Here is an 11,115-nt window from a genome sequence, read left to right on the forward strand (position 1 = left end):
CCGTGAGCGCGCAGGCCGCGACCGCGGCCGCGGCCAGGGCATAGCCGGCGGACCACAGCCTGGTCTGCTCGGCGAGCCCGAGGATCGGCTCGATCGCCAGCGGATAGGCGAGCAGGGCGGAGAACGAGCCGAGATTGGAGGCGCGGTAGAGGAAGTACGGATCCTGTGCCCGATCGTTGCCGGACCGGGCGAACCACGCCTGCAGCAGCGGAGCGCTCGCCGACAGGGCGAAGAACGGCGCGCCGATCGAGGCCAGGAACAGGCCGACGAGCCAGACGGCCTCGTCGCCGCCTTGCGCCGCGGCGTCCAGCGAGACCGTGATCGGCAGGAACGCCGCCCCGCCGAGCAGCACGAGACCGTGCACCGCGACCGAGGCACGCAGCGAAAGCCAGCGCGTCGTCGCATGCGCGTAGGCGTAGCCCGCGAGCAGCAGCCCCTGGAACACCACCGTCGCGACCGACCACACCGCGGGCGTGCCGCCGAGGACGGGAAGGACGCGCTTGGTGAAGATCGGCTGCAGGACGAAGAGCAGGAACGCCGCCAGGAGCAGCGTACCTGCGAACACGAGGGTCTGGACGAGGTCGCGGCCGATCGCTGCCGTCCGGCCGGCCGGGTCGACGCCGATCGGTTCGGCTTTGCTGGCGGTCATGGTTCGCAATCCCCCACCCGAGGCGGCGAGGCGCGAAGGTTAGCCGAGCGGCATTAACCGTCCCTCATCGACCGGTCACCATCTTCATGACTCAAGAGAGATAATGTGCGGGTCCGTAGCCCTGATCGGCCGTGCCGCGATGCGAGCAGAAAAAACCCGGGTCATTCCCACTCGATCGTGCCGGGCGGCTTCGAGGTGATGTCGTAGGTGACGCGGTTGATGCCCTTGACCTCGTTGATGATCCGGGTCGCGACCCGGCCGAGGAAGGCCATGTCGAACGGGTAGAAGTCGGCCGTCATGCCGTCGACCGAGGTGACGGCGCGCAGCGCGCAGACGTGGTCGTAGGTGCGCCCGTCGCCCATCACGCCGACGGTCTTGACCGGCAGGATCACCGCGAAGGCCTGCCAGATCGTGTCGTAGAGGCCGGCCCGGCGGATCTCGTCGAGGTAGATCGCATCGGCCTTGCGCAGGGCCTCCAGCTTCTCCGGCGTGATCGTGCCGGGACAGCGGATCGCGAGCCCGGGCCCCGGGAACGGATGGCGGCCGACGAAGGCGTCGGGCAGGCCGAGCTCGCGCCCGAGCACGCGGACCTCGTCCTTGAACAGCTCGCGCAGCGGCTCGACGAGCTTCATGTTCATGCGCGCCGGCAGGCCGCCGACGTTGTGGTGGCTCTTGATCGTCACCGAGGGGCCGCCGGAGAACGACACGCTCTCGATCACGTCCGGGTAGAGCGTGCCCTGGGCCAAGAAGGCCGCGCCGCCGATCTTCTTCGATTCCGCGTCGAACACGTCGATGAACAGGCGGCCGATGGTCTTGCGCTTCTCCTCGGGGTCGCTGACGCCGGTGAGGGCGTCGAGGAACAGGTCCTGCGCCTGCACGTGGACGAGCGGGATGTTGTAGTGGTCGCGGAACAGCCGCACGACCTCCTCGGCCTCGCCCATGCGCAGCAGCCCGTGGTCGACGAAGACGCAGGTGAGCTGATCGCCGATCGCCTCGTGCAGCAGCACGGCCGCCACCGACGAATCGACACCGCCCGAGAGGCCGCAGATCACCTTCTCGGATCCGACCTGCTCGCGGATCTTGGCGATCGCCTCGGCGCGGTAGGCGCCCATGGTCCAGTCGCCCGAGCAGCCGGCGATGTCGCGCACGAAGTTGCGGATCAGCAGGGCGCCGTGCGGCGTGTGCGCCACCTCCGGGTGGAACTGCACCGCGTAGTAGTTGCGGGCCTCGTCGGCCACCGCCGCGAAGGGGGCGTTCTTCGAGATCGCCACGGTGGTGAAGCCGTCGGGCAGCTTGGTGACCCGGTCGCCGTGGCTCATCCAGACGGGGTAATGCTCGCCGACGTGCCAGACCCCCTTGAACAGGGGGCATTCCGAGATGATCTCGATCTCGGCGCGGCCGAACTCGGCATGGTGGCCGCCCTCGACCTCGCCGCCGAGCTGGGCCGCCATCGTCTGCTGGCCGTAGCAGATGCCGAAGACCGGGACGCCCGAATCGAACACCACCTGCGGGGTTCGCGGCGAGGCGTCGCTCGTCACCGATTCGGGGCCGCCCGACAGGATCACGCCCTTCGGCCGCGTCTCGGCGAAGGCCTCCGCCGCCTTGGTGAACGGCACGATCTCGCAATAGACCCCCTCCTCCCGGACGCGCCGGGCGATGAGCTGGGTCACCTGCGAGCCGAAATCGACGATCAGGATCTTGTCGTGGTCGGTGTTCATGCTTCTCGCGTTAGACGAGGCGATTGCGCCGTGCAACGCAGCCGTCGCATGCGGGCCGCGCGCGCCTGTTCACGACGCGCATGGGCACGGGATTCCCCCTCGGCGCACGGGCGGAGGCGCGAGCGCGCGGTGACCATCACGTCGCCAGGAACCCGCGCACGCGAAGCCAGGCGAGGAACAGGTTCGGCCACGCCGCCACCGGCGTGCCGGGCGGCCCGAGCCCGAAACCGTGGCCGCCGCGCTCGAACAGGTGCATCTCGGCCGGTATCTTCGCCTTGCGCAGGGCGGTGAACATCAGGAGCACGTGGTCGCAGACCGCGATCGGATCGTCCATCGCCTGCGCCATGAACATCGGCGGCGTGTCGGCGCGGACCTGCACGTCGACCGAGTAGGTCCGCATCTCGACCTCGGTGACCTCGTCGCCGACGAGCACGCGGCGGGTGGAGGTGCCGTCGAACGGCGCCTTCATGGTGATGACGGGATAGAGCAGCCCGGCGAGCGCCGGGCGGTACGGCAGGGCGTCGTGCGCGTCGACCGGCGGGTAGAGGTTCTGGTTGCCGACCGCGGTCTCGCCCATCAGGTGCCCGCCGGCCGAGAAGCCCAGCACCCCGACGCGGGCGGGATCGATGCCGAGCTCGGTCGATTGCGCCCGCACCAGCCGCACCGAGCGCTGCGCGTCCTGCCGCGGCGCATCGGGGCCGTTGTCCCAGCCCTCGCCGGGCAATCGGTAGATCAGCAGGAACACGGTGATGCCGGCCGCCGTCAGCATCTGGCCGACGGGCACGCCCTCGTTGCCGATGTCGATGAAGCGGTAGCCGCCGCCGGCCGCGACGATCATCGCCGATCCGTTCGGCTTGTCCGGCCGGATCACCAGCAGGCAGGGGCGCTCGACCTTGGTGATGACGCCGCGCGCCGTCTCGTCGAAGCGGTAGCCGTTCGGATCCGGACCCTCGCCGCCGCCCGGCGGATCGCCCGGCCAGAGATCGATGACCTGGAGCTGCGCGCCGGGTGCCGTCCGCGGCAGGGCCGGGACCAGCTCGCCCGGCGGGTTGGGCGGGGCTTGGGCATGCGCGGCGCCCTGCCCCGCCATCGCGGCCGCGGTCGCAGCCAGGAGCGTTCTCCGGTCCAGGCCCATCGGTCTCCTGCGGTGTCTTCGGAATCGCTCGGACAACGCCGGCTGGACGGAGCGGTTGCGATCCTCAGCCGGCTCGCGCCAGGGTCGCGACGTAGAACCCGTCCGTGCCGGTTCGCGCCGGGCTCATCTGCAGCCCATGCGCGGTGAAGCGCAGCGTCTCCGCCAAGCCCGGGGCATGGGCCTCGGCGACGTCGCGTGCCGGCACGACCGCGAAGGCCCCGGCGCCGCGCGCGAGGAAGCCGGCCACCGCGTCGTCGTTCTCCGCCGGCAGGAGCGAGCAGGTGACGTAGGTGATGCGGCCGCCGGGCCGCACCAGACGGCCGGCGCGGTCGAGCACCGTCGCCTGCTCGGCGACCCGCGCGGCAAGGCTGTTCGGGCGCAGGCGCCACTTCGCGTCGGGGTTGCGGCGCCAGGTGCCGGTGCCGGTGCAGGGCGCGTCCACCAGCACGCGGTCGGCCTGTCCGTCGAGGTCGGCGAGCACGTCCGTGCGCACCCGGCCGCCGCGGGGCGTGCGCACCTCCGCGTTCGCGCCGGAGCGCCTCAGGCGCTCGTGGATCGGCGCGAGGCGGCGCGGGTCGTCGTCGGTGGCGATCAGGCGACCGCCGTTCCCGGTCACTGCCGCCAGCGCCAGGGTCTTGCCGCCGCCGCCGGCGCAAAGGTCGACGATCGTCTCAGCCTCGCCGGCGCCCGTCAGCATGGCGGCGAGCTGCGAGCCCTCGTCCTGGATCTCGTACCAGCCGTCGAGGAATTCCGGCTCGACATGCAGCGCCGGCCCGCGCCCGTCCGCGCCGATCGGGACGCGCAGGCCCATCGGCGCGTGCGGCGTCGGCGCGGCCGCATGGTGGGCGAGTCCCGGCATCGCCGCCGCGCGGTCGCCCTTGAGGGCGTTGACGCGGATGTCGAGGGGCGCACGCCGGGCGAGCGCCTTCAGTTCCGGCAGGAGATCGGCGCCGAGGATCGCCTCCAGCTGCGGCAGCACCCATTCGGGGACGTCGCCCGCGACGTGTGGCGGCGCGTCGGCGAGGTTTCCCTCGGCCAAGCGCCGTGCCTCGTCGTCGTTGAGCTTCTTCGGCGCGAAACCCTCGCCGCTGAACAGCGCCGCGATCGAGGGGGCGGCGAGACCCTGCTGCAGCCGCAGCGACCCGAGCAGCACCGCGCGCGGGCTGTCGTCGCCCATGATCCAGGCGGCCGAGGACCGTCGCCGCAGGGCGTCGTAGACGAGGCTGGCGATGCCGCCGCGGTCGCCCGATCCGGCGAAGCGGTGGCTCAGGCCCCAATCCTTGAGGGCGTCGGCGGCCGGTCGGCGACGACCGGCGATGTCGGCGAGCACCTCGATGGCGGCGGCGCAGCGGGCGGCTGGAGTCAGGACGGTCTCCTTTGGCGGATGAAGGCGTGTCGCGAGCGCGATAGACCCGCAGCGCCCCGCCTGTCGAAGGAAATCCGCGTGGCCACGATACGGCCACGCTTAACCCGCGCCGCGGACACGATACGGCCGAGCTTCCGGCACGATCGGCGCTCAGACCTGCAGGCTCCGACGGAACCCGCCGTCGCGAAGGCCGGAAGAACCCATGTCGCCCGTGATCCACCTCAGCCTCGCCGGCATCGTGATGCTGGCGGTCGCCGCCTGCTCCACCCCACCGGCCGCTCCCGACCTGACGCCGCCGCCGCGGCGCCCGCTCGATGCCAAGACGCAGCTCGAATACGGCAACCCGCCCCCGCCTCCCGGCCCGCGCTACTGAAGGATATCCGGATCTCGGCCCGCGCGGGCCGAGATCTCAGGCCGCCTGTTCGCGGGCGCGGCGGCGCTCATAGGTCTTGAGGCCGGTGAAGACCCGCTCGAGATGCGGCAGCACGGTGTCCGGCGTGACCGAGCGCCCGCGGGCGATCAGGTCGCCGACGACGTGGTCGGCCTCGATCCGGCCCCTGCCCTCGATGTCGCGCAGCATCGAGGCGGTGAGCGGCGCGCCTTCCGTGGTCAGCATGGTCTGGGCCTGGGCCGCCACCTTCTCGCGCGGCGCGAATCCGTTCGCCGCGGCGATGGCGAGGCATTCGTCGTGCAGGCCGGCGATGAAGTCGCGGCCGCCCTCGGCCCCGACGATGTCGCCGACGGTGCCGCGCATCAGGGTGGTCGCGCCGGCCAGCGTGGCGAGGAACACCCACTTCTCCCACATCTCCAGCACGATCCTGTCGGACAGGCGCGGCTGGAACTTCACGTCCCGCATCAGCGTCTCGATCGCGTCGCAGCGCTCGGATCGGGAGCCGTCGCGCTCGCCGAAGGTCAGCGTGCAGAAGTCGCTCATGTGGCGGATTGCGCCCTCAGGCCCCAGCGTCGCCGCGATGGCGCAGGAGCCGCCGAGCACGCTGGCCGCGCCGAAGCGCGCGTCCAGCGCGTCGAGATGCGCCATCCCGTTGAGGATCGGCAGGATGGCGGTGCCTTCCCCCACCGCCGGCGCGAGGTCGTCGAGGGCGCCGGCGAGGTCGTAGGCCTTGCACGAGAGCAGGACGAGGTCGAAGCCGCCGGCCGCATGCAGCGCGGCCGCCGTGACGGTCTTGGGCGCGGCGAGATGCAGGTCGCCGAGCTTGCTTTCCACGACGAGCCCGTTCGCCGCGAGCTTGTCCGCGCGCGCCGGGCGGACGAGGAAGCTCACGTCGCGCCCGGCCTCCGCGAGCCGCGCCCCGTAATAGCCGCCGGTCGCCCCGGCCCCGACCACCAGCACCCGCATCGTCGCTCTCCGAAACACCGTTTCCCGCCGGACCCGCCCGTGACGCCGCCCCGCCTCAGGTGCGCGAGGGGTAGTTCGGGCTCTCGCGGGTGATCGTCACGTCGTGGACGTGGCTCTCGCGCAGGCCGGCATTGGTGATGCGGATGAACTGCGCGCGCTCCTGGAACTCCGGCACGCTCGGGGCGCCGACATAGCCCATGGCGGCGCGCAGGCCGCCGGCGAGCTGGTGCAGGACGGCCGCCACCGGGCCCTTGTACGGCACCTGCCCCTCGATGCCCTCGGGCACGAGCTTGTGGGTGTCGTTGACCTCGGCCTGGAAGTAGCGGTCGGCCGAGCCGCGGGCCATCGCGCCGACCGAGCCCATGCCGCGGTAGCTCTTGTAGGAGCGGCCCTGGTACAGGAACACCTCACCGGGGGCCTCGTCCGTGCCGGCGAGCAGCGAGCCGAGCATCGCCACCGAGGCGCCGGCGGCGATCGCCTTGGCGAGGTCGCCGGAATACTTGATGCCGCCGTCGGCGATCACCGGGATGCCGGCGTCGTGAGCGGCCTCGACCGCCTCCATGATCGCGGTGAGCTGCGGCACGCCGACGCCGGCGACGATGCGGGTGGTGCAGATCGAGCCCGGCCCGATGCCGACCTTCACCGCGTCCGCGCCCGCGTCGATCAGCGCCTGCGTGCCCTCGCGGGTCGCGACGTTGCCGGCGATGACCTGCACGGCGTTGGAGAGCTGCTTCACCCGGCGCACGCTGTCGAGCACCTTGATCGAGTGGCCGTGCGCGGTGTCGACCACGATCACGTCGCAGCCGGCATCGATCAGGCGCTCGGCCCGCTCGAAGCCCTGGTCGCCGGTGGTGGTGGCCGCCGCGACCCGCAGCCGGCCCTGCTCGTCCTTGACCGCCTTCGGGTAGGTGACCTGCTTCTCGATGTCCTTGACCGTGATCAGGCCGATGCAGCGGAAGTGATCGTCGACCACGAGCAGCTTCTCGATCCGGAACTGGTGCAGGAGGTGCTTGGCCTCGTCCTGCGTCACGCCCTCGCGCACCGTGATCAGCCGGTCGCGGGTCATCAGCTCGGAGACGGGCTGGGCCGGATGCGTCGCGAAGCGCACGTCGCGGTTGGTGAGGATGCCGACGAGCTTGCCGCGCGAGCCGTTCGGGCCGCGCTCGACCACCGGGATGCCGGAGATGCGGTTGGCCTTCATCACCTCGAAGGCGTCGGCCAGGGTCTCGTCGGGATGGATGGTGATCGGGTTGAGCACCATGCCCGACTCGTACTTCTTGACGAGGCGGACCTGCTCGGCCTGCTCCGCCGGCTCGAGGTTGCGGTGGATGACGCCGAGGCCGCCGTTCTGGGCCATGGCGATCGCCATCGGCGCCTCGGTGACGGTGTCCATCGCCGAGGCGACGATCGGCAGGTTCAGGCTGATGGTGCGCGTCAGCTGCGTCGCGACGTTGACCTCGGTCGGCATCACCGACGAGGCGGCCGGACGCAGGAGGACGTCGTCGAAGGTCAGGCCCTCGATGATCGAAGCGGAGCTGATACGGGCCATGAGCCAACGGTCCTGAAGGGCTGCCGGGCCGACGCGAGATCGGGTTCGGCATGGAGCGGGTTGGCACGGGCCAGTATCATGCGGTGGGGTGCCCGCAAAGGCGGCAACCCGGCGCGGCACGGGATAAACCCCGCGTGGGCAGGTTGCGTCCGCCGCATGGCGTCCGCGACCGCCCTTCCCGCCTCAGCGGACGCGCGGCCCCTTGTCGGAATAGTCCGGCGGCAGGCCGATGTAGTCGGTGAGGATCCCATCGAGGCCGGGCGCCCGGCCGAACGCCTCGCAATCGGGGTCGAGGGGCGCCTCGCCGAGCGTGGTCACCCGGATGCGGTTCCAGTTCGGCAGGGTCAGCGGCGCCTTGAACGGGTCCTCGCCGGTGGCGAGGTAGAACCCGAAATCCTGGCCGAAATCGCCGGCGAGATCGTAGGCGTCGCTGATGTGCGAGTAGCGCGGCTGGCTCGTGAACGAGTTGGCCGCCCCGCCCCAGACCATCGCCGCCCGCTGCTCGTGGCGGCGGTCGAGCGCCTCGGCTTCGACGGTGAGGCTTCCGAGCCCGATCGGCACCCGCGGGATCGGGATGCGCCCGAGGCCCTCGGCGAAGCCGATGCCGACCTGGCCGGCGACGGTGACGGCGGCGGAGGTGCCGATGGTGGCGCCGGCGCCGATCAGGTTGGTCGGGTCGACGCGGGTCACCTGGGCGCGCACGGTCAGGTCGGCGCTGCGGCTCGACACCACGTCGTAGCGCAGCGACAGCTCGTAGCAGAGCGCGCGGTCGGCGTTGTTGGCGACCAGCCTGCGCTCCGCATCGCTGATGCCGACCGCACCGGAGACGTTGGCCGGGAACTGCGTCGGGATGATCCGGACGGTCCTGGTCCGGGCGAGCGCGTCGGCGTCGGCGTAGAGGCGCGCCGTGGTCGAGGCCTCGGTGCTGGCCCGGAGTCGGTCGTAGCGGCTGAGCGAGCCGACATCGTTGAGGAGCACGGTGCCACAGGCGCCGAGGACGAACATCACCGCGGACGCGGCGACGAGCCGCGGCAGCGATCGGGGCAGTGTCGACGGACGAAGCATCCTGTCACTTTCGCGGGTGTCGCCGCGTCGTCCCGGGCGCCGCCGCCGAGGAGCGGGGCGCCGCGCGGGGACACGGCATCGTTACCGTAAAGCTTAAGGCCGATCCGGCCTGCTCGGAAGGGTTGCGGCGCGGTTCAGCCATGTTCGGAAACAAAGCGTGGCCGATCCGCCACGGATCGACCGGGCGCACATCCCGTGTCAAGCGCTGCGCCGCACGCCCGGCCGTCGCCACGATGCCGGGTGCCCCGAACGCTTGCCCGGCCCGATGCGCGCATCACAGATCGTCCCCCTCGTCGTCGCCACCGCCCTGTTCATGGAGAACACCGACTCGACGGTGATCGCCACGGCGCTGCCGACCATCGCTCAGAGCCTCGGCGAGGACCCGATCGCCCTGAAGCTCGCGCTGACCGCCTACCTCGTCAGCCTGGCGATCTTCATCCCCATCAGCGGCTGGATGGCCGACCGCTACGGATCGCGCACGGTGTTCCGCGCGGCGATCGCGGTGTTCATGGCGGGCTCCGTCGCCTGCGCCGTCTCGAGCGGGCTCGCCGGCTTCGTCGGCGCCCGGTTCCTGCAGGGCTTGGGGGGCGCGATGATGGTGCCCGTCGGCCGCCTGGTGATCCTGCGCAGCGTGCCGAAGGCCGAGCTCGTCTCGGCGCTGGCCTACCTGACGATCCCGGCGCTGATCGGCCCGATCATGGGGCCGCCGCTCGGCGGCCTGATCACCACCTATCTCGACTGGCGCTGGATCTTCTTCATCAACATTCCGATCGGCGTCGTCGGGATCGTGCTCGCGACCCTGTTCTTCGAGGACGTGCGCGAGCCCGAGCGCCCGCCGCTCGATCTCGTCGGCTTCGCCATGCTCGGGCCGGGGCTCGCCGCGCTGATGCTGGGGCTGGCCTCGACCGGCCGCCACCTGCTGCCGGCCTGGATGTCCTGGGCGAGCCTCGGCGGCGGCGCGGTGCTGCTCGCGCTCTACTTCCGGCACTCGCGGCGCATGGCGCATCCGATCCTGCGCCTCGACCTCATGCGTCATCCGACCTTCCGCATCGCGGTGGTCGGCGGCAGCCTGTTCCGCATCGGCACCGGCGCGATCCCGTTCCTGCTGCCGCTGATGCTCCAGGTCGGCTTCGGGCTCGATCCGCTGCAATCGGGTCTGATCACCTTCGCCGCGGCGGCCGGCGCGATGTTCGTGAAGACGATCGGCCCGCGGATCCTGCGCCGCTACGGCTTCCGACCGGTGATGGTGGCGAACGCCGTCCTCGCCGCGCTCTTCCTCGCGGTGAACGGCCTCTACACCGCCGACACCCCGCATTGGCTGATGCTCGGGATCCTATTCATCGGCGGCTGCCTGCGCTCGATCCAGTTCACCTGCGTGAACGCCATCGCCTACGCCGACCTCGAGAAGTCCGAGATGAGCGCGGGCACGAGCCTCGCCAGCGTCGCGCAGCAGATCTCCTTGAGCCTCGGCGTGACGCTCGGCGCCCTGGCGCTCGAAGGCGCCGCCGAATGGCATGGCCGCAGCGCGATCATGGCGGCGGATTTCGGCCCGGCCTTCTTCGCCGTCGCGCTGATCTCGGCGGTCTCGGTCTTCGCCTTCCGCCAGCTCGCGCCGGATGCGGGCGCCGAGGTCTCGGGCCGGATGATCGCGCGTGCCGCGCCCGCCGCCGCACCAGGCCGGCCATAGGTGCAGGCTCCCCTCCCACGGTCCGCTCGCGGAGGCTGCGCGTGAACGTCTCGATCCTGCAACCGCTGATCGCTCAGATCGGGCTGATCGTGGCGCTCTACGTCTGGCTGTCCGTGGCGCGCCTGCGCGCCGTGAGCCGCGGCGAGGTCGCGTACGACGCCTTCGTCCTCGGTCGCGACGAGCCGCGGCCGATCGCGCGGATCACCCGCAACCTCGCCAACCAGTTCGAGCTGCCGGTGCTGATGGTCGGCTGCGTCGCGCTTCTGGCAGCTTTCGGCGAGGTCGGGCGGTTCGACGTCGCCTGCGCCTGGCTGTTCGTCGCCGGCCGGGTCGTGCACACGGCGGTGCAGACCCTGACCGACGACGTGAAGCTGCGCGGACGCGTCTTCGGGATCAATTTCGTGGCGTTCCTCGGGATCGCCGGGCACCTCGGCCTGATCGCCCTGGGGTCGCGGTAGGCCGCTCGGAGCGCATGCTCCGGCGCGGCCGCCTCAGGCGGCCTTGGCCCGGCGCGGCCGAAAAAAAAGACCCAGCCCACCACAACATAAATGTTGAAATGGGGGGGGGGCGGATAATTAAAAAAAAAAAG

General features: G+C 71.3%; 9 protein-coding genes and 1 pseudogene. 3 read left to right on the forward strand and 7 right to left on the reverse strand.

Annotated features, from left to right (window positions below):
- The 4 genes and pseudogenes from FV230_RS17610 to FV230_RS17625 form a co-directional block, all read right to left on the reverse strand.
- A pseudogene (locus FV230_RS17610) lies at nucleotides 1-649 on the reverse strand (hypothetical protein); the annotation flags it as partial.
- A gap of 161 nt (nucleotides 650-810) precedes the next feature.
- Nucleotides 811-2,367: a glutamine-hydrolyzing GMP synthase gene (guaA, locus tag FV230_RS17615; RefSeq protein WP_147728849.1), complete on the reverse strand. Its 1,557-nt coding sequence runs from the start codon at nucleotides 2,365-2,367 to the stop codon at nucleotides 811-813.
- 136 nt (nucleotides 2,368-2,503) lie between these two features.
- The gene (locus tag FV230_RS17620; protein WP_147728848.1) at nucleotides 2,504-3,502 is read right to left on the reverse strand and encodes an alpha/beta hydrolase; all 999 of its coding nucleotides are present in this window, start codon (nucleotides 3,500-3,502) and stop codon (nucleotides 2,504-2,506) included.
- Nucleotides 3,503-3,566: 64 nt separating this feature from the next.
- A complete protein-coding gene (locus FV230_RS17625; RefSeq protein ID WP_147843327.1) occupies nucleotides 3,567-4,868 on the reverse strand; it encodes an RsmB/NOP family class I SAM-dependent RNA methyltransferase in 1,302 nt (433 codons plus the stop codon).
- Nucleotides 4,869-5,070: 202 nt separating this feature from the next.
- On the opposite strand from FV230_RS17625, the gene FV230_RS29775 reads away from it, so the two are divergent.
- Nucleotides 5,071-5,241: a hypothetical protein gene (locus FV230_RS29775; protein ID WP_187275537.1), complete on the forward strand. Its 171-nt coding sequence runs from the start codon at nucleotides 5,071-5,073 to the stop codon at nucleotides 5,239-5,241.
- Between the two features lie 36 nt (nucleotides 5,242-5,277).
- On the opposite strand, the gene panE is transcribed toward FV230_RS29775, so the two are convergent.
- The 3 genes from panE to FV230_RS17640 all read right to left on the reverse strand — a co-directional run bounded on the left by panE (nucleotide 5,278) and on the right by FV230_RS17640 (nucleotide 8,839).
- Nucleotides 5,278-6,225, reverse strand: coding sequence for a 2-dehydropantoate 2-reductase (panE, locus tag FV230_RS17630; protein ID WP_147843328.1), 948 nt, complete (start codon nucleotides 6,223-6,225; stop codon nucleotides 5,278-5,280).
- Nucleotides 6,226-6,280: 55 nt separating this feature from the next.
- Entirely contained in the window at nucleotides 6,281-7,774 is a 1,494-nt protein-coding gene (gene guaB, locus FV230_RS17635) for an IMP dehydrogenase (RefSeq protein ID WP_147728108.1), read from the reverse strand.
- A 183-nt stretch (nucleotides 7,775-7,957) separates the two neighbouring features.
- Entirely contained in the window at nucleotides 7,958-8,839 is an 882-nt protein-coding gene (locus FV230_RS17640; RefSeq protein ID WP_147728107.1) for a DUF3313 domain-containing protein, read from the reverse strand.
- A gap of 265 nt (nucleotides 8,840-9,104) precedes the next feature.
- Between FV230_RS17640 and FV230_RS17645 the strand changes: the two genes are divergently transcribed.
- Nucleotides 9,105-10,526 carry an MFS transporter gene (locus FV230_RS17645; protein ID WP_147728106.1) on the forward strand — a complete coding sequence of 474 codons (1,422 nt, stop codon included), beginning with the start codon at nucleotides 9,105-9,107 and terminating at the stop codon, nucleotides 10,524-10,526.
- Between the two features lie 41 nt (nucleotides 10,527-10,567).
- Nucleotides 10,568-10,984, forward strand: a complete 417-nt coding sequence (locus FV230_RS17650) for an MAPEG family protein (protein WP_243933389.1) — start codon at nucleotides 10,568-10,570, stop codon at nucleotides 10,982-10,984.
- Nucleotides 10,985-11,115: the final 131 nt, after the last annotated feature.

This window comes from Methylobacterium sp. WL6 (assembly GCF_008040095.1).
Classification (GTDB): Bacteria; Pseudomonadota; Alphaproteobacteria; order Rhizobiales; family Beijerinckiaceae; genus Methylobacterium.